General features: G+C 38.2%; 18 protein-coding genes and 4 pseudogenes. 9 read left to right on the forward strand and 13 right to left on the reverse strand.

What is annotated here, in order from left to right; genetic code table 11:
- Positions 1–117: 117 nt before the first annotated feature.
- Positions 118–420 (reverse strand): hypothetical protein, encoded by a 303-nt coding sequence (locus M1D69_RS11260; RefSeq protein WP_458106057.1) that lies wholly within the window; start codon positions 418–420, stop codon positions 118–120.
- A gap of 527 nt (positions 421–947) precedes the next feature.
- Here M1D69_RS11260 and M1D69_RS11265 point away from each other — a divergent pair.
- The 5 genes from M1D69_RS11265 to M1D69_RS11285 all read left to right on the forward strand — a co-directional run bounded on the left by M1D69_RS11265 (position 948) and on the right by M1D69_RS11285 (position 6,498).
- Positions 948–3,368, forward strand: a complete 2,421-nt coding sequence (locus tag M1D69_RS11265; protein ID WP_458106056.1) for a peptidase G2 autoproteolytic cleavage domain-containing protein — start codon at positions 948–950, stop codon at positions 3,366–3,368.
- Between the two features lie 498 nt (positions 3,369–3,866).
- Entirely contained in the window at positions 3,867–4,541 is a 675-nt protein-coding gene (locus M1D69_RS11270; protein ID WP_458106055.1) for an SOS response-associated peptidase, read from the forward strand.
- A 319-nt stretch (positions 4,542–4,860) separates the two neighbouring features.
- Positions 4,861–5,343 carry a DUF2975 domain-containing protein gene (locus M1D69_RS11275; RefSeq protein WP_458106054.1) on the forward strand — a complete coding sequence of 161 codons (483 nt, stop codon included), beginning with the start codon at positions 4,861–4,863 and terminating at the stop codon, positions 5,341–5,343.
- Positions 5,344–5,353: 10 nt separating this feature from the next.
- Positions 5,354–5,575, forward strand: a complete 222-nt coding sequence (locus M1D69_RS11280) for a helix-turn-helix domain-containing protein (protein WP_202853651.1) — start codon at positions 5,354–5,356, stop codon at positions 5,573–5,575.
- A gap of 131 nt (positions 5,576–5,706) precedes the next feature.
- Positions 5,707–6,498, forward strand: a complete 792-nt coding sequence (locus tag M1D69_RS11285) for a DUF817 domain-containing protein (protein WP_458106053.1) — start codon at positions 5,707–5,709, stop codon at positions 6,496–6,498.
- 301 nt (positions 6,499–6,799) lie between these two features.
- Here the strand turns inward: M1D69_RS11285 and M1D69_RS11290 are convergent, their stop codons facing one another.
- A complete protein-coding gene (locus tag M1D69_RS11290; protein WP_024121554.1) occupies positions 6,800–7,711 on the reverse strand; it encodes a VanW family protein in 912 nt (303 codons plus the stop codon).
- A 533-nt stretch (positions 7,712–8,244) separates the two neighbouring features.
- Here M1D69_RS11290 and alr point away from each other — a divergent pair.
- The gene (gene alr, locus M1D69_RS11295; RefSeq protein WP_458106052.1) at positions 8,245–9,426 is read left to right on the forward strand and encodes an alanine racemase; all 1,182 of its coding nucleotides are present in this window, start codon (positions 8,245–8,247) and stop codon (positions 9,424–9,426) included.
- Positions 9,427–9,625: 199 nt separating this feature from the next.
- Here alr and M1D69_RS11300 read toward each other — a convergent pair whose 3' ends face one another.
- From M1D69_RS11300 to M1D69_RS11335, 8 genes and pseudogenes are all read right to left on the reverse strand, one after another.
- Positions 9,626–9,727: a hypothetical protein gene (locus M1D69_RS11300; protein WP_458106051.1), complete on the reverse strand. Its 102-nt coding sequence runs from the start codon at positions 9,725–9,727 to the stop codon at positions 9,626–9,628.
- Between the two features lie 260 nt (positions 9,728–9,987).
- A complete protein-coding gene (locus M1D69_RS11305) occupies positions 9,988–10,587 on the reverse strand; it encodes an undecaprenyl-diphosphatase (RefSeq protein WP_458106050.1) in 600 nt (199 codons plus the stop codon).
- 857 nt (positions 10,588–11,444) lie between these two features.
- Positions 11,445–12,185, reverse strand: coding sequence for an ABC transporter permease (locus M1D69_RS11310; protein WP_458106049.1), 741 nt, complete (start codon positions 12,183–12,185; stop codon positions 11,445–11,447).
- A gap of 1 nt (position 12,186) precedes the next feature.
- Positions 12,187–13,137: an ABC transporter ATP-binding protein gene (locus M1D69_RS11315; RefSeq protein WP_458106048.1), complete on the reverse strand. Its 951-nt coding sequence runs from the start codon at positions 13,135–13,137 to the stop codon at positions 12,187–12,189.
- A gap of 34 nt (positions 13,138–13,171) precedes the next feature.
- Positions 13,172–13,645 (reverse strand): hypothetical protein, encoded by a 474-nt coding sequence (locus M1D69_RS11320; RefSeq protein ID WP_458106047.1) that lies wholly within the window; start codon positions 13,643–13,645, stop codon positions 13,172–13,174.
- 297 nt (positions 13,646–13,942) lie between these two features.
- Positions 13,943–14,239, reverse strand: a pseudogene (locus M1D69_RS11325) (CPBP family intramembrane glutamic endopeptidase); the annotation flags it as partial.
- A 308-nt stretch (positions 14,240–14,547) separates the two neighbouring features.
- Positions 14,548–14,911, reverse strand: a pseudogene (locus M1D69_RS11330) (hypothetical protein); the annotation flags it as partial.
- 262 nt (positions 14,912–15,173) lie between these two features.
- Positions 15,174–15,815: a glycoside hydrolase family 11 protein gene (locus M1D69_RS11335; protein ID WP_268497819.1), complete on the reverse strand. Its 642-nt coding sequence runs from the start codon at positions 15,813–15,815 to the stop codon at positions 15,174–15,176.
- A gap of 306 nt (positions 15,816–16,121) precedes the next feature.
- Between M1D69_RS11335 and M1D69_RS11340 the strand changes: the two are divergent.
- Positions 16,122–16,736: pseudogene (locus tag M1D69_RS11340) on the forward strand (ATP-dependent DNA ligase); the annotation flags it as partial.
- Between the two features lie 73 nt (positions 16,737–16,809).
- Here M1D69_RS11340 and M1D69_RS11345 read toward each other — a convergent pair.
- Positions 16,810–17,193 (reverse strand): annotated as a pseudogene (locus M1D69_RS11345) (hypothetical protein).
- Between the two features lie 526 nt (positions 17,194–17,719).
- Between M1D69_RS11345 and M1D69_RS11350 the strand changes: the two are divergent.
- Complete coding sequence (locus tag M1D69_RS11350) at positions 17,720–17,902, forward strand: hypothetical protein (RefSeq protein WP_458106160.1); 183 nt, start codon at positions 17,720–17,722, stop codon at positions 17,900–17,902.
- 18 nt (positions 17,903–17,920) lie between these two features.
- Here the strand turns inward: M1D69_RS11350 and M1D69_RS11355 are convergent, their stop codons facing one another.
- Positions 17,921–18,130: a hypothetical protein gene (locus M1D69_RS11355; protein ID WP_458106046.1), complete on the reverse strand. Its 210-nt coding sequence runs from the start codon at positions 18,128–18,130 to the stop codon at positions 17,921–17,923.
- 349 nt (positions 18,131–18,479) lie between these two features.
- Here M1D69_RS11355 and M1D69_RS11360 point away from each other — a divergent pair, with 349 nt between their 5' ends.
- Complete coding sequence (locus tag M1D69_RS11360) at positions 18,480–18,755, forward strand: LCI fold-containing protein (protein WP_024121546.1); 276 nt, start codon at positions 18,480–18,482, stop codon at positions 18,753–18,755.
- A 468-nt stretch (positions 18,756–19,223) separates the two neighbouring features.
- Here the strand turns inward: M1D69_RS11360 and M1D69_RS11365 are convergent, their stop codons facing one another.
- On the reverse strand, positions 19,224–19,430 hold the full coding sequence (locus M1D69_RS11365) for a hypothetical protein (RefSeq protein WP_458106045.1): 207 nt from the start codon (positions 19,428–19,430) through the stop codon (positions 19,224–19,226).
- Positions 19,431–19,606 lie beyond the last annotated feature (176 nt).

Here is a 19,606-nt window from a genome sequence, read left to right on the forward strand (position 1 = left end):
CAAAGGGCGCTGGCAATGCCGGCGCCCTTTTTTTATTGTATAACCTAAAAATTCAATCCACTGAATAAAATGGTGATTCCAATACTATGATGTCATCATTTACCATACTTTCTCTCTTTACGAATTAAAAAATCCCCTCTCTTTTTTCTTGTTTAGCTTAAAAGTTATTAAAATGTTGATTAATGCAGCTGGGAAATATAAAAAACCTACTCCTAGAATACCTAAAATTATACTTGAACTTATGATAAAACTTTTTGTCATCTCTTGACTGTCAATAAAAATAAGAAGGGTAATCAATCCTGCTAATACACCTACGAACCATGCGTTACCCCCTGCATAAGAATCATCTAACATTCCCATCAGCTGTCCGAGGATTGAGATGACAATAGCAGTAAAACTTGATAAGGCAAGTCTTTTCATTCTTCTCTCACCTTTTCATATATTTAATCCGGTACATATTAACACTCCTTAACGTGCGTCAATGCTTGAATTTCCCCTACTTAAATGTTTTTCAATTCTATTGCCACTTAATGACTACTACCATTGAATACACGCAGAAGCTAATCAGACTCTTTTAATACCTTGGCTCTCTAACGAAACCGAATAGGTAAAGTGGATTCAAGTCTGCTAAGGAGTTGCAGTGAATCTTTTCTTAAATTAAAAAGCCTAATGATATCTTTCCTTACATTAGTTTTAGTATTTTCTTTTGGTGTAATCCCAGTTTCTAAATCAGCGCTGGAATGTGAGCCCCTGCTTTTTTGGACATTAACTAATTTCCCTATATTCATCGATTTCTTGTTCAAGACTTACTTATCTTTGAAAACTAATATGGATTTAAAAGGAATTCTAGCAACAAATACAGAATTGGAAAGATAAGCGCAAAAGCCGCTACAGCAACTGCAATACTGAAAACTGCGCTTACATTAAAAGAAAGAGGTGTCTTTAGAATGGTTCATTTTAAAAACTACCCCGATCCTTCTCTAAACGCCAAATCTGAGTCACACCCGGAATATACATCTGAAATTGAACATGTCAAGGAGAGAATGCAAAACCTTATTAAGCATTCCGTTACAGATCAAAACATCGAAGTTACTGACGCAAGGATGACGGCAGAGGGAGAGATCACCTCTCTTTTAAAAGAACGTCTTGACAGAGAATACCATAAGCTTTTAAGTAAAATCACCCGGGAAGTAAATGTGGAAGACTTCGGAGCTGTTCCCGATGGACGAGACAATACAGAAGCTTTTCGAAAAGCAATCGGTAATGGTCGCGTCAAAGTAAATGTTCCTGCCGGAGAATATCTGGTTCAAGGGATTAAACTTCCGTCCTGGACAACAATTGCAGGGCAAGGTAAAGGAATTACCGTAATTAAACTTCATGAAGACACTCCCGCTCATGAATGGGTAATCACAAATGATGATTACCAAAATGGGAACCGCAATATTTTTGTTCAAGGAATGTCATTAGACTGGAATCCAAATAGACAATGCGGTGTGAAAAATCCTGGCGGTCAATTCTCCAGCTGTTTAACTTTTGCTAAAGTTGAATATGGATGGATTAGAGACGTGGAAGCCATTAACGCAGGCCTTCACGGTATTGATATTACATCCCCAACGTACGATCATTTACCTGATACCGACTGGACTAAAGACGGCTCAAAATATATTTGGATTGATAACTGTGTGGCATATGGTTCAGGAGACGACGGCATTACTACCCATTATAGTGAATACATTTTTATTTCAAATTGCCATTCCGGTAATCCGCGAGGAACAGAGTTTGCAGAGGGTGTATCCAACTCCAACGGAATAGAAATCGACGATGGGTCTAAGCATGTGTGGCTTTTAAATAACTTTACAAGCGGAAACATTCGTGGAGTAGAGGTTAAAGCGCATGCAATGTGGCCAGCCTCTCAAAATGTCCATATCATCGGCCATGTTTCTTATCGTGATGTCCGGGCATTTGATCTTCGTCATATTGGTCATCATCAAGCCACTGATCCTGAAAGCACAACGGCTTATGATGTCACACTCATTGATTGTTCAGCAATTGAACCGGTTTTCAACTCTCTTTATGAAGCTGTCACGCCAAGAGCGCTAGTTGTTTCAGCATATAAAAACGTTAATGTAAGCGGATTCACAGCAATTGGTGATCCCGATTATGACTATAAGGAAAATCCTGTCGTAGCTTTGCAATACCGCAGTCAGAATATCACCCTTAACGGTATTAAAATTCGCGGATTTAAAAAAGCCGGTGTTGATATTCATTTATCAGGCGGGTCAAATAAAACTGATTATATCAAAATTTCAAACTTTGATATTTATCAATCTGCTCCGAAAGGAATTTCAATCGGTGGCGGTCTCTATAATGTGAATATACTAAACGGTGCAATGATTGCTGATAACGGAGCGGTCGGAATTCAGTCGCCTAATAATCAAACCGTCATTCTCGGTGTACAGGCAGAAGGATATAGTGCAGCTGTCACCATCAAAGGTCAATCATACCAGCATGTACCCATTAATTTAAAAGGAGGCGCACAGCTTGCAACAACCTCTGGCTTCGCCTTTAACCAAACGAGCGCAGTTATCGCTGGTACCGGAGACATTACGGCGAAGGGAGAAAGAAATGCGGTCATCGGCGCTTCAGGAGGCTCGAGCACAGAAGGCTCCCGTGCATTAATCGCTTCTTCAAACAATGCTCATATTAAAGGAAACAATGTTTCAAGAACAATTTTGTCTTCTGAAAGTATTATACTGGAAGAACCATACACCGTGGCAGGAGGCCATCAATCAATGAAATGGCTTCTTGACTCAGTTAGAGGAAACGGGACATTTGCAGGAGCGATCAGTTCTTCCTTAAATGGATATGGAGAGTATTTTGAGAGTTCAACTGGGCAGTTAATCCAGACAGGTACAATCGTCACTTTAAGAGGTGAAAAAATAGCGCCCGCCCACGTGGGTGATTATATGCTTGGAGTTATTTCGGAAACAGCAGCTTTCATTTCAGGAGCATCCAGCTTCGTCTGGCAGGGCCGCTATTTGACTAATGAGTTTGGCGGATTCATTTATGAGGATCTGGTCGACAAGGAAACCGGTGAATTGATACGTGTGCCAAAACAAAATCCAGACTATGATGCAGCGCTGGAGGCCGCTTATCATTCACGGGCTGTAAGGGACGAATGGCATGTGGTTGGACTGGCGGGACAGCATTATGTACGTATTGACGAAACTGTGGGACAAGGAGACTACCTTACTGCGCGTAATGGGATAGGAACAAAAGCATCTGAAGGAACCTGGAAAGTAATGAAAATCACTACCGTTTACGCTCCGAAAAAAGGGTATGGCATCGCACTCACCGTCATTAGATAGTAAGAGTCTGGAACAAGTTCTTTATACTGATGAAATGATATCAGTTTTTTTCATTTCCTGTTGGTTTAATATCAAGATATCTCAAGCTATAATAGCCCAAGATTCAGGCTCATTTTCTTGAAACTTGGGCTTCATGACCACTTCATTAAAAATCAATACCTATTCCCTTCTTCACATTTGCGAAAAGGTTAACATTAACCAACATTGCATTTTTACATCAGTATTTAAAAATTCCGTGCATTCCAATTAAGATGCTAATACTATTCCTTACCTTTTTTATACATTTCATTTTATAACTCTTAAATCTTTGGAACGGCTTTTATATCTGTAGCCTTAAAACTTTCTTGCTACACATAACGTTGAATGTTTCCGCATCTTTGATTTTCCCTCACTTTTTTATTCAAATAATTCATTCTTCACTTGCTGCATCATACTCCCCTTTTTGATTTTCGTATACCAACCCTGTACAATATTCAAAAACCCAAAAGGATGATGAATATGTGTGGCAGATTCACTTTATTCTCAGAATTTGACGACATCATTGAGCAATTCAACATAGATCACTTCTTGCCTGAAGACGAATATCACCGCAGCTATAATGTCGCGCCAGCACAAAACATCCTTACCATTATTAATGATGGATCAAGCAACCGCCTTGGAAAATTAAGATGGGGTCTCATTCCTCCTTGGGCTAAAGATGAAAAGATCGGTTATAAAATGATCAATGCTCGTGCTGAAACATTGGCCGAGAAACCCAGCTTTCGAAAACCGCTTGTCAGCAAACGCTGCATCATTCCGGCCGACAGCTTTTATGAATGGAAACGTATTGATCCAAAAACTAAGATTCCTATGAGAATCAAACTGAAATCATACAATCTGTTCGCCTTTGCCGGCTTATACGAAAAGTGGAATACGCCTGAAGGTTGCCCGCTCTACACTTGCACAATCATTACGACAAAACCTAATGCACTTATGGAAAATATCCATGACCGAATGCCGGTTATATTGAGTCACGATCATGAAAAAGAATGGCTGAACCCTAAAAATACAGATCCCGATTTTCTCAAAAGCTTGCTTTTGCCATATGATGCTGATGACATGGAAGCATACCAGGTTTCATCGTTAGTTAACTCACCTAAAAACAATTCACCTGAGCTTATTGAAGCCCATTAAGTACCCTGCCAGATTGCTTTATATATCACCTTCGCCTAAGCAAAATAAACGAACGTGTACATGATTCAAAACAACCCCTTATGTGCCACGCGTTATTTTTAAACCATAATGAATGATTCAGTCAGCTGCCCAATTTTCAAATTGAATTGATTAAGAATATAGAGCGTTTCTCTGTAATGAGGAATGCTTTTTTCTTGTCCAAAGTGAAAAAGGATAGTTTTAAAACAACAAGGAAATAATCTTTTTCAATATTTTTTTATTGTAAAACGATAAATAATATGTTAAATTCAAATCGACATTATTAGGTGAGGTGCTTTTTATGAAACGAGGATCAACACTCTTTTTAAAGATAGCTGTTATTCTTATTGGAATTCCAGTTCTTGCTCTGTGCATATTTTTAGTGCCGGAGATAGCGAACTTTGCAGCGGAATTGTATCCAGATATTTCTTATCTGAAATATCTTGTTTATATCGATTTGTATGCAGCGGCGATACCTTTTTATTTCGCTCTGTATCAAGCCTTTGCACTTTTAAGCTATATTGACCGGAATAAAGCTTTCTCGGAATTATCAGTAAGAGCTTTAAAGAAAATAAAATACTGTGCAATCACCATCAGTCTATTACTTGCAGCAGGCATGCCACTCTTCTATCTCATCGCGGAGATGGACGACGCTCCAGGTATTATACTAATCGGATTGGTTCTTATTTTTGCCTCAATGGTTATCGCAGTCTTTGCTGCTGTTCTCCAAAGGCTTTTGCAAGAAGCTATAGATATAAAATCAGAAAATGATTTAACAGTCTGAGGTGAAAACAATGGCAATTATAATCAATATTGATGTGATGCTGGCTAAAAGGAAAATGAGCGTAACGGAACTGTCGGAGAAGGTTGGAATCACGATGGCTAATCTTTCTATATTAAAAAATGGAAAGGCAAAGGCCATTCGATTATCAACTTTAGAGGCGATTTGTAAGGCTTTAGAATGTCAGCCCGGAGATATTTTGGAATACCGAAGTGATGAAGACACCCCAGATTAATAAAGCAGGAATAATCATGCAAGGAAAAGATAGTTACTCGGCGGTGATTCTATGGGCATAACCCTATGTCTATTTAGCGACTATACTAAACAGGCCTTTCATTTAATCGAAAACCTTTGGAGGCAAAATTCATGAAAGCATTTAAACAACTCGTTTGTTTTGGCTGGGAGCAGGCCCTATCATGTCTGTTTCCTGTCGTTATTTTTACCTCTTTGGCAATTACACAAATCATACCGCTTCCCCTCCTGCCACGGTATGACTGGCTGCTCATCATCTGCCTTCTCATGCAATGGTGGATGGTGTATTCAGGGCTTGAAACACGGGATGAACTAAAGGTGATCACAATGTTCCACCTTATTGGACTTGCTCTTGAACTTTTCAAGGTACATATGGGCTCTTGGTCTTATCCGGAGGAGGGATATTCCAAAATGTTTGGAGTGCCTTTGTATAGCGGCTTCATGTACGCAAGTGTAGCCAGTTATCTTTGCCAGGCATGGAGGAGGCTTAAGGTTGAACTGGTGAAGTGGCCGCCGCTTTGGGCCGTTGTACCTCTCGCCGCTGCGATTTATTTGAATTTTTTCATCCACCACTTTTGGATTGACGTCCGCTTTTGGTTATCTGGACTTGTCTTGATCGTCTTTTGGCAATCATGGGTTACATACGACGTGAATGGGACTCGTTACCGTATGCCGCTCGCCCTTTCATTTATGCTCATCGGATTTTTTATATGGATAGCAGAAAATATCGCAACGTTTTTTGGGGCTTGGGAATACCCAAACCAAACCGATACATGGACTCTCGTTCATCTAGGAAAAGTGAGTTCATGGCTCTTGTTAGTGATTGTCAGCTTTCTTATAGTAGCGACGTTAAAACAAGTTAAGGGGAAAAACTCCACCAGGATAGATACTAGTCCATTTTTATAATCGTTTAAGAATCTTCTTTAATAAAAGTTGGATCCCGCATAGTAAGCAATTAGCGTACAACATTCTGAATAAGATAAAGTGGAAAAAGCAACGTTTGAATTGTTGCTTTTTTCTTTATAAATAGCTGCCGGAATTATAGAGGCTATTTCAGTAAGATTTCGATCAGGAAGTAATGCTTTAATCAAAATCAGCTTTCGTATAGAGAACTCAGTCATTTGGACTCAACCTTATGTCTCTCTAATTCACCCTCCCATAAAAGAAGTCGTCAGGTTGCATAAAATGAATGAATCGCTTATGTCATTTATCGCTCGGCATTTATTTCTTTTGGTAGCTGTGATGGCGCTTTGGGAACTTTTCGCAGTTTGATATTGATGACATCAGAGGAATAAAGCGTAACAATCATACTTCCCTCATATCGTTTGGCCCGGATTAGGACCGGTTGGTTATATTGATTATGAAAGCGAAAGTCAGGGCCTCCCCAGCTTACGGTTGCATCACGTCCGGATGGCACATACGGTACGCTTCTTGTATGAGAATAGCGCTGAACGATTTGCAGCCCTGCACGATCGACAGCATTAAATAATGTTGATGACACCTGACAAATTCCCCCGCCTACACCTTCAGACAACTCACCTTTTACGATAATAGGTGCACGCATGTATCCTTTGTCCTGAGTTCTCATCCCAACAACTTGGTTAAATGAAAACGTCTCATTTGGAAAAACAACATGATTGTCAATTGCTTTTGCAGAAAGGGAAATATTGTGTGAACGGCTTTTATTGCTTGAATTAAAATAAGTTACATACTGGCCTAATTGCTGCGTACTGATGTGAGCAAGCAACTCGCTGTCAACTTTCGGATAAATGTTCAATTCCGGCACTTCTATTTTGGATGGGCCATGACCAAAGAAATAGGCATAAAATTTCTCCTTAAACGCTTGTTGATAAAGTCTGTAACCCATTTTCCCCGGGATGATAATTCCTTGATCGTTAAGCTTGGCGTTTATGGGCTCCCGGTAAATTTGTTGATCAAGCCGTTTGATAAACTTACGGTATTTTTCATGATCAATCATTGGGGTACCGGGAAGAGGCATCGTAAAATCTTCGCGGTGAACAGTAGCAATCGTCCGTCCTTGTTGTGTGATCGCTAAACTGTCAGATGGCTCGCTGGGCTGAGCCAATAATAAAAGGCCAGTGATCCAAATATGTATCATAAGTCGGCATACCTCCCGACAATTAGTATGAACAGGAGCTTATCCTTTGATGTATCTCGTCTTATCATATCATTCTCTCTTTGTTTGAACACAACGTGAGCCCTCGCTAAGAGAGCTTTGACTTAAGTGATAAGTCCATGTCTACTTCAGCATTCACTTTACCTAGTGTTAAGAAATCATGTCTTAACCAATACCAATGTTGTCAAGCAATCGTTGAATTAAATAGTAAATGAAGTTACTGCCATAGGCAGCTATTTTTGTTTAGATGTACTATCTGATCCTCGGTCATCGTATCAATCTTCACCTAAGTGAAGAAAATCAATATTGAACTAATCAGCTAATATAAAAAAATAAAAGTGCTGTCGACTTCGGCCATCGGTTAGCATCTTCTCGTTAGATCAAGAGTTTGCTGTTGAATGATTTCAGTTAAGGTTGAATAAAATCAGATTGAAAGCATCCAACCATCAATGTTACAGGATTTATTAACGGCTAAATGCGCTTTACACTATTCTATAAGAAGGAAGGAAGCGTCGATGACAAAGCTCTGCCGAGAAGTTTGGATCGAAGTAAATCTTGATGCCATAAAAAAAAATTTGCGAGCAATACGCCATCACATACCAAAAAAGACCAAAATTATGGCTGTCGTAAAAGCGAACGGTTATGGTCATGGGTCTGTAGAAGTGGCGCGCCATGCATTGGAACATGGGGCTAGTGAGCTCGCTGTTGCCAGCGTGGAGGAAGGAATCGTTTTACGAAAAGCGGGAATTACAGCGCCTATCCTTGTGCTTGGTTTTACATCCCTTAGTTGTGTGAAAAAATCAGCAGCTTGGAATATAGAGTTATCAGCATTTCAGGTTGATTGGATCAAAAAGGCTAACAATATATTGGAAAGTGAAGCGAGTACTAACCGATTGGGTATTCATATTAATGTGGATACTGGTATGGGCCGACTAGGTGTACGTACAAAAGAAGAACTTTTAGCAGTAGTGAATGCATTAACAGCAAGTAAACTCCTAAGGTGGGAAGGTATCTTTACACATTTTTCAACAGCCGATGAAGAAGACACCACTCTAACCAGACTGCAGCACGATCAATTTCTCCGTTTTCTCCGTTTTTTAAAAAACCAAGACATTGAGCTGCCCACCGTGCATATGAGCAACACGGCTGCGGCTATCGCTTTTCCGGAATTTAGCGCTGATATGATTCGTTTAGGTATAGGCTTATATGGATTATATCCTTCAGCATATATAAAACAACTACATCTCGTTAAGCTTGAACCTGCACTAAATTTAAAGGCGCGTATCGCTTATGTGAAAACCATGCTGACAGAACCCCGTACCATTAGTTATGGTGCTACATACATCGCAAATCCCGGTGAAGTCATTGCTACACTCCCGATCGGATATGCTGACGGTTATTCTCGCGCGCTTTCAAATCGCGGGTTTGTTCTTCATCGCGGAAAACGAGTGCCGGTGGCGGGAAGAGTGACAATGGATATGATCATGGTTAGTTTAGGAGAGAGTGAAGGCAAACAAGGAGAGGAAGTTGTGATTTACGGTCACCAAAAGGGAGCTGAGATTCCCGTTGATGAAGTTGCTGAAATGCTTAATACGATTAACTATGAAGTGGTGTCTACATTAAGCCGCCGCATCCCCCGTTTTTATATAAGAGATGGCGAGATTTTTAAGATATCAACTCCAGTAATGTACGTGTAGATTTTTTGTTTCATTTTTTTGCAAATGTGAGGTCAATCCCTTTTTTATGCTGATTTAAGATCCTATAATAAGAGGGATTCAGTTTTACACACTTATCCCCCCTATCGTCTGCAATTTTAGAAAGAGGATCACAATACCAAATAGGAATTTTAGGTATTATTTCTCGATTCATTAAGAAGAAGTATTGTGAATACTTAAGCTACTTAGTCGCTGCCTTTTTCCCGTTTTGCAGAAAAACAGAGTCCCAGATCCAAAAGATTACAGCAAATGATATACTAAATAAGTAAACTTCGTATTCCATTAGAAAATCTAAGGTGTTCTTTGAAAACTCCAAAAACAACTTTTATTGTATATTTTGTAATTAATTGACATTTACTTTGTAAAGAAAGAGAACCGCAACACTTCCTAAAACCTGGGTGCTTATCACATCCACAAACACAAAAGATTAAGAAGCCTTCTTCATTCGTTGTTGCTCTTTAATTTGTTCAGCAACAGCTGAAACATGAATACATTCCATATATAGGTCGTCAGCAACTGTATTTTTCACGCTAACTTGTATACTCAAAATTCTTTTGATTTGTTTTTGGATGGTAAAACACGTTTCTCTACTCTTTCATATAGAGTAAGCAATTGCTTGATAAAAGAAAATTTCGGTACTAACCAATACGAAAATAACGCTGAAACACACCCTATTAAAGCCCCTATTGCAACATCAAAAGGATAATGAACCCCTACCCAAATACGAGAGATCGCTACACAAAATGCAAGTATAAGCCATACCCATCCAGTCTTTTTACGAACAAGCCAAAACGAAAAACAAATCGAAAAAAAGAGAATCGTATGGTCACTAGGAAATGAATTATCTACAGCATGATCGACAAGTTTATTAACATCAGGCAATACTGCAAACGGTTGATAATTCAAATGAAATTTCCCTGCTATTTTTCCAATCACCTCAGCAATCACAAAAGCAACCATCGCTTGAATAACCATCATCCTACTTTTTCTGGATCCGGTAAACCAATAAGCTATAATAATTAAAGCCAAAATATATACCATATATTCTGCCAAAAATACCATGGCTGAGTTTAGGAATGGATATTGTTTACCTAAATCATTAATTGCTCGAAAAATATCAATATTGAATTGAGAAAAAGACATTTTCAAATCCCTCCTTTATAGTAAGGTGTATAACTGATTGCCATATACCTTCATTACATGAATAGTTTTGATTATTGTACTCAATCTAAAAATACCAACCTTCTTGTACGTTTATCATTTTATTATGGAAAAAAAGGTTTAAATGAGACTTAACTACTTCTTAAATATGTGAATGTACTGTTTCTTACTCTAACAAGACGGTTTCACTTGAAAAATAAGCGGCATACGTATGTATATTTCGACTAATGTTTTTAAACGCGAGCTGAGAAAACATCATCTTACTTCCCCTCCCACGCTTTTTTTACTTTCATAAAAATAGGTATCACCATGAGTATGACATTTCCATCTCCTTCTTCTTTCTTTTTTTTCATTGTAATAAAAAAAGAAAAAGGAAAACATCGAACTTCCTTACAAACATTCGTGTATTCTTACAATTTTGTCATTTTTCTCGTCATTTTGTAAATGTGTTCATCGCCTTGCCTTTCGCTATTTTCATAAACTCTTGTAACTCTGGGTTTATATTCTTCTTTCTGTATGCAACGCCTAGTTTCGCAACAATTTTAGAATCACATATTTCTTTGTAAACAACTTCTGATTGATATAATTTATTTGCAGACACTTATCCGCTGTTAATTAAGTTAGACTGACTTTAATTTAAAACCAACAGTAGTCTTTGACAAAAATAAAGTCCTAGACTGCTGCTGGTTTATTGGACTAGCGTAATCAATTGTCACTTATCATTATTGACTACTTTCAGTTTCACATTCATTATTTTGTCTTCCATACAGTTATCCCGAGTATCGCCATAAATGACATAACTGTATCCTATTTTACTCATTCTTAGCTCCGTTTTATGTTTAGTCTGCTCCTCTCTCTTTGACGAACAACCATAATCCAATTGCAAAGAAAAACAAAATATAGGCGATATCTATCGCTAACGATATAGGTAAGCCAACTAATTCCGATTTATATTGTGACGTGCTCCAATAAACACTTAAATCATCATGATGAATGAATAGAATGTGTGTCCATGATGTAGATAAGAGACTACCTCCAAATATCATTTGTAAAAAGTATAGCACTAGGCTACCGCCTACTGCGATAGCAGCTGATCTCGTCCACACGCCAATCAAGGATGCTAGACTTGCATATAGGCAACATTGCAATACGATTGCTCCGATAGAGTATATAACATCCGTCATGTCGCCCCATTGTATGTTTTTTGGAGCCATCAGAAGATTCACTAACAAAGAAACAATGAATATATTAACAACACTCGTAATGATGAGCAAAACCATTGCAGCAATTTTTGCAACATACAACCGTGAGCGCGAGGACGTATGCAGGAACAGTTGTTTCAGAGTACTATATTGATACTCATCCGTCCAAATAAGAGGTGACAAAACAATCGCCCAAGGTAGAATAACAAGCATTCCCGATAGGCCAAGCAAAGCATTTACCATTTGAGCCACCGTATCATCAGCCTTGAGATTACTGGTGTATGCCCAAGAGAACAGTACCGTCATCACAATAAAACCAATGTGTGAAAGAATAAAGATTCTTTTATTCACTATCTTTAAACATTCATTCCATAACAATTTAACTCACCTCACCGCGCGCAGTTGTCCATTTTAAAAACTTATCTTCTAAACTCGTATGTGCCGACAACACCCGATGAACTTCCACCCCGGCATCACACAATGCTCGAATCAGCTTTGGAACTTGACCTTCATCAATAGCTACTGTCATAGTATGCAAACCGTTAGATAATTTCTGTGTCTGCAGATAATCCAATGCATGATAATCATCCCCAAACAAGTTAACCACAACTTCGCTTGTAAGCTCAACATTATCAATGTGAAGAGTGATACAGAATTCCCCATCATTTAACCCATCATCAATCCGCTGCTCTGTCACTAAGCAGCCATTCTGCATAATAACCACTCGGCGTGCCATCTGCTCAATCTCAGACAGTTGATGACTGGAAATCACAATTGATACGCCCAACTCTGCCGCAATTCTATTTAAATAGTTCCGGGTTTCACGGACACCAGAAGGATCAAGTGCATTCATCGGCTCATCTAACACAAGCAACTTTGGCTTTCGCAGTAGTGCTTGTGCAATTCCCAAGCGTTGTTTCATTCCCATGGAGTACGTGCCTACTCGCTGCTTAAGCGCATGTTCTATACCGGTTAGACTGGCTACCTCCAGCAACCAATCCTTACTCGCATTTTTGTGCAAACGCTGATATTGACGTAAATTTTCGTATCCACTCAAATAAGGATAGAATGCAGGTGCTTCAATCACTGCCCCTACATTGAAGAGTGCTTTAGAAAACTGACTCTTAATACTGTAACCTGCAATCTGCACGTCCCCGGCACTTATTGTGCTTAGACCAACTATCATCTTCATAGTGGTTGTCTTGCCCGCTCCGTTCGCACCAAGTAGTCCAATAATCTCTCCCTCTACCACATCGAATGATATGTCTTGCACAATCAACTTGCCCTTGATTTCTTTCGTTAGGTGTTGCACCGATAGTACCGTTTTCAATTGTCCCACTCCTTACTACAATATAAGTACAGCCTCATAATTTTTGACGTAGCTTGTTTTTATTTTTCATATATTCATGTTGAGTATGTTTCATTTTCTCATGCATCTCTAATTGGATGAGGCGCCCTTCTTCTTGATTAAAGTAATGTTCATAAGCTTTAACAGTATCCTGGTGACGCCACTTCATATAAACAATCAGCTGCTCTTTATACCTGTGAAATTCACTTTCATCCTTTGCCCTCTCGTAAATCATTTTCATTCTGGTTGTAACAAACCAATGCCTTGCTTTATGGGGATTTAATTTTAGACCGCTGTATTTCATAGCCTTATTCCAATGATAAAACCATGCTTCTCTTTTCAAACCTGTTTCGCGAGAAATTACAAAAATTGGATCATTATCATTCAAGTCATTTAGTTTTTTAGAACATTTAGTGTATTTAATGCGTTCATGATTTATATAATGTTTCATTAATTTTGCTGTATTCGGACTAAACTGAATGTATTTCACACGTTTTCCATAAACTTCCCTTGCTAAATGTCATTGCTTCCGTTTCTCTTTTTGCTTTTCGATAATCTCCAATCAAAAGTTCTACAACCTCAGATACTCTGGCACCTGTCTCGAAAAGCAAGAGGGTAACAATTTTTTCTCGGAGTGTCCAACCTACTGCATGTCCTGCTTCTAACACTCGATCCGGAAGATATGGATCATTAATTATGTGCGGCTCCCATTCACTTGCCCCCATTTTGAAATACGAATCAATGATCTTTCTATAGGAAATCGGTTCCTCTGTACCACTTATTTTCCGGCTCCCATAATGGTTTTCGGAAGGGCTTGCCTCCACCCAGACAGTCCGATAGAGCAGAATGGCCTACTAGACGTCCGTTTGAGAAAAAAGTAGAGTAATGGAACAGTAATTAATGTTACTAAGCCTGCTTGGATACCTTGCTGTAAGAGTTTAGAAGCTCCTGCTTGGCGGGCTATTGAACCGATTAAAGTAGCAAAAAACAAAGCAAATACGAACGTTCCCCAGCTTAGCAAGATAGTTACCAACCATTTTGGATGATTGTTTTGATTTCCGCTTTTGGTATGATGAAATTGCATTTGGATACCCCTTTCACAACATTCATATGAAGCACTATAACCACTACAGTCACTATACGTTCTATAACTGTTATTGTTTCAAATTCCTGCATATCCCACTTCCCTTCTGATTAAAATTGTTGTTTTATTGAGGTGCCTAACAAAAAAAGCGTCCTAGCTTCAGTTGCCGGCACGCTTACTTTCTTAGTATATGAACATATAACGACATTTCAGAGTTATTCGGATTTTCAAACTATATCTTCTGAAGTTGCTGACTCTTTCTTAAAATAAGTTTCTAACTGATCAAAAACTAAGAGCTGTGTGCATCCAACAATTTCACTCCACAACCACATATCCATTGTCTGTAAAGTAAATCCATCAGGAAAATTCTTCATTTTCACAATCATTGAACCTCTAGCCGATTGTTTTATGTACTATAGCCTGTTCTTCTCCATTAATAAAACGTACAATGTCCTCATCAAATTCAATTGGTTGATTAAAGGCATATCCTTCTTTTAAAGCCCTAATAAATAAATTAGGATCAATCTTTTTACAGCTTATAAAGAACATGGCATATTGTTCATTTTTGTCTCTAAGCAATTCGAAATTAATCAACAATATGTATAAATCTTAATCTGATAAATTTAATTTAATGAAGACGTCTCTTGTGAGCAAACGCTGACTACAAAAAATATCGCTATTAAACAAAAAAATTAATACTATTCCATTACACTTATAGGGAAAGTTATAAAACCTGATGGAGAATACCCTACCACCAGCATTGCCAAGGCCGTTCGCCTCGTAGAAAGGACCTTTAACGATTACTCCCGAGGCATATAATGAGAATCCAACTAAAAGACCGTCGCCTCTTAGTAAACTCACAATAACAACGATTATAAAATTTCTCAAGGAACGATCAGCAGCCCGTTAGCTACCCCTGATTAAAGATAACCTGTTACCACACTGTTACGTTAGAACTTCCACTACTTTGATATCCCTCTGTCGCTAAGACTTGGTAAGACCAATTACTGCCCAGATTCATCCCATATCTCTTCCATGCGTTAACGTGATTGCTGAAAGTGATTGTAGCGTTGCTTCCAGTTGGTCTCTTCGACTGGCGAACACTCCAGTACTGCGTAAAAGTAGTTTTATCGCCATCAATGGAAGGTGCATCATAACGTGTAGTTGTGTACACGTCATATGTACCCCCATCACTGTAAACCGTACCTTTATACGTTCCAGTAGGTCTATAAGTACCCCATGAATCCACTACATAATATTCAATGAGAGGTGCTCTCGTCCAACCATATAAAGTCAAATATCCATTGCCATTCGGCGCCCAAACTCCGGCATTATAGTTTATTGTTCTAAATGGCGAGCCTGTAGTCCAGCCTTTACCAACAACGAAATTTCCAGTATTAGACCAATTAACACTGTAATTCCCGCCAGATCCATTGACTGCGTTTACTGTTCCGCCCCCATCAGTCCAATTTTGCCAGTAGTCTGTGCCAGCTGCAGAGGCGGTTGCCGAAAACATGCTGATACTCATTAAAGCTGCCGTTAATCCAACTAAGAAATTCTTTTTAAATTTAAACATATGTTACCTCCTATAATATTTTTTCTGACTTTAACATGAGGTAGCACTCGTATATATTTAAAACATTCTTCATTACTAACGCCAAAGCTTTTGATCGTTCTCTTCAATATAATATCACGAATTCACGAGCAGATATTATTAATATTTGTAATTTAATTACAAATACCTAAAAAATTATATTATAAGTGGTCTTGGTCACCATAGCCTGATCCTTTTTTCGCAGAATCACAATTCTTGTTTCTACATCTGATGGAGTAATATCTGTAATTAATCCGCATTCGAACCATTTCGTATAAAGAAATATACATTAGAGATTGTGAAGTCATTGTAGCTGTTTCAGATGGTGTTCCTGATTTTTGAGGCTGTTATGGAACGTTTTATGTCCAAAAGATCAGCCCATATACTGTGTATTTGATGTTATCTACAAAGACGGTCAGTCAATTGCAGCTAAGCCGCTCACTGAACGTAAGACAATTCCAAAACTGACTTGAACTGTAAAGTCTTTGTTATTGAGGGAATTCAAGGAAATGGACTCGCTTACTTCAATCTGGCCAAAGAAAAGAATTTAGAGGGGATCGTACTCAAGAAAGCTGACTCCCCTTATGAAATTAATAAACGTTCTCATAATTGGCTGAAAGTGATTAATTATGATTACACCGAAGTTCTCATAACCGGCTACACTAAGAAGGATATAAATTCTTTCTGTCTTACCCTGATGGAACTGCAACTGGGTTTATGGAATGTATGCCACAAGCAGAACGAGTCAAGTTTTATTCTATGAAACAAGTAAAGTCTGAATCTGTTGATTATATATTTATTGAGCCTATCTTATGTAAGGTTAAGCACAGATTTAAGACTAAACACGGTAAACTCCGCATACATCCTTCGAATCCTGAAGAGTATAAACTCTCTGTTACATAACTTCTTAGTGCCAAGCCCTATAAAGCTTAATGAAAATTTAGTACATAGTTTAATTAGTTTATTTAATTTTCATCTATTCATCAAAGCTATTAGGGTAAACGATACTTTCTACAAATCCAATCTCCTTTCCCTTATTGCGAATATCCATTCATCCCTCATAGCTGTACGCCCATATTTCTTTAGAATCCCTCAGCTCGCCACAGTTCCCTGTTATAATGAACTCTCTAACACTAATGATCATCTGCCACACGTTACCTCCGTGTGAGAAGCCGTTTGGATCGTGGCGTAATTTATACGGATAAACGTCTTCTCCCGTGTAATTATCAACAAAGAATAGCTGTGTTCTGAATTTGACATACGCTTTTTGATTGGATTGTCCTGAGATGTTTTCTTTGCTATAGAAAGTTCGACGCTCAATGCTTGTGATAAGCTTTATCAGGTCATTAATATCATTCATCGTATAATTTGCCCTTCCCTTACCCCTTTCAATAAAATAAATATTTTTATTTTGATTCTAATGTGATTTTTTTAAAATCCTTTTTAGTTTCCTATATTTCATTTCACATTTCTTCTGAATTTTTTTGCGAATTGGACTTTTGATAAAGTCATGGATTATACACTAGCTGCTGTAATTTGGTTTGTATTCAAGTCCAAATCAAAACAGACTGAGTATCATGATCACTTCGAAGAAAGACGCCGCCATAGAAACTAAATCATCCTTCTATGACCGTTATCGATACGTGTGTTTTTCCGATAACGACCCATCCTTATATGTTTAGTTAAAAAACTATCTTTTATTTAGACTTGTTCAGCTTGTCGTATAGTATCTAACAGTTTCTTTTTCAAATGTTTTTATGTGATTGCATTCGAATCAAACCCTTACTCTTGTTTCGTTTTCAAATTCATTATTTAAAGCAGCTGCTTATTCAGAGGATTTCTCTAAAAAATCTCTAATTGTCTTAGGAGCAATCTTTATAGCTCTAATGCTAGGTATTTATCAACTCCTTTCCTTTATCGGTGATTACTTTAATAGGCTCAATTTAAATATTGGACTTATCATCTTACTTGAGATCGCTTTGATCATTGTTTTGGTATCTATTGCAGTAAACTTAATGAAGCTTATTGCGAATCGGTTAAGGAAAACACCTCATGGAAAAGAGCTTTAACTCTTTTCCTTTTTTATGCTAAGTGCCCCTCTCTATTGGTCTCTTATGTATGAAATCAAATGCAATATTAACTTTCTCAGGTTCCATTTCCTCTGTTTCTCGCTGCACAACAATAATTAGTTGGCCATTTTCCTGACGATCCATGCTCTGGACTGAATATCCTTTAGCAGCGTAATATTCACCAATAATCTCATCTACGTAGTTGCTATGCAGATTTGTTTTTATCACTAGTGTACCATCCACTTATTTTATTTTTATTCTTTATTGGTTTAAATGTATTCTATACTCAGCTGAAATAAGGATTGTCTTTAAGGAACAGTACTTCCTCTATCTGTTGACCACGTGAGTCAAAGTGAAAATCAAAAATCGCTATAGCTTCTTATTATTCATACTGTAAACATCATTAACCCCCCCTTACAGATTTCAATAGTAATAAAAACATCTTAATATCCGCATTTAAATGACATTAACCGACACACAATTTCCATATGTATGGTATTAATATCACTATTTCCCTAATCCACAAAACCATATAATGTGATTGCAAGAAGAAAATTATGGAAATGGGGGATTTTACATGAGTTACAAAAAAGCATTAACAGGTGTTGCATTATCTGTAGGTTTACTTGTTTCAGCATCTCCAGCGTTCGCTGCAAGTACAAGCCCGGATCAGGTAGTAGCAAATGTTGCAAGTGATGATTTTAAAGCTCAAGCTATCACATGGGATCTACCTAGCACTACAGGTATTTTTGCCAACACATTTGAACAAGACGGAATCCGCTGGTATTTAAAAAGCATTACAAAAGTCTCGGAAGGATATTGGATTGGCCACTACGAAGGTGTACGAATATAAGATCGTAATTGGGGGCTTCTGGCTCCCTTTTTTAACTTCATCGTCCAGACCTTCTGGATTATAATTGTAAAAAGCAGTGATTCATCTTGAAACTTAATTGCCATTACCTTTAACCTCTCAGAGTTTCTTTCTAAGGCCATTACGCACTTGTTTAATAATATGTCTGGTTTTAAAATGCTTTACTTCCTCTTCAATACATCTCTCGGGAGCATCATTCCGCATTCAGAACATTTGTAAATATCCATATGTCCATAGTTCTAATTCACTTTCGCCGCAGCTAGGACAAATAATATCTTCGACCCGCGCCCTTCAATAACTCAGTTTTGTTGCCGTCTCCGAAAATAACAGACGTGCTTCTTTCTTTTTCTCGTTAACGATGTACCATAGCCTTCCAGCAATCCTATTTCTCCGATGAATGTTCCCGCCCTGTATGGATTCCATAGCTCCGTTTCCTTCTGCTTGACGATTTCACCAGCATACATTATTTTCATGATTGCTTATTTCTCTTTGATCAGTTTCCGTCATAAGTGCCGCTGTAGAGCTGTCGGTGACACAAACCAAAACACCATTACACTGACGACGCAATACCCAATAACCATCGATGGTTAGGCTCCTTCCTTTTTCATCCCGATAATGCATCTGCTCGCCGTCCCATACTCTGAATGCTGTGTTCATTGCGCATCCTCCTATATATATCTTTTGATCGTTTTTAAAGCGAATGAAGCCATGTTTTTCATATCTACTTTGTGAAAACACTTTCTATCTTCTGTATCGCACAGAGGGATTTTTATAGCTATGTTGGATTGTTCATAGATTTTGTATGTGCCGGTTTTCTGTTGCATAATGCACAT

It is taken from the genome of Bacillus sp. PK3-037 (genome assembly GCF_054161355.1).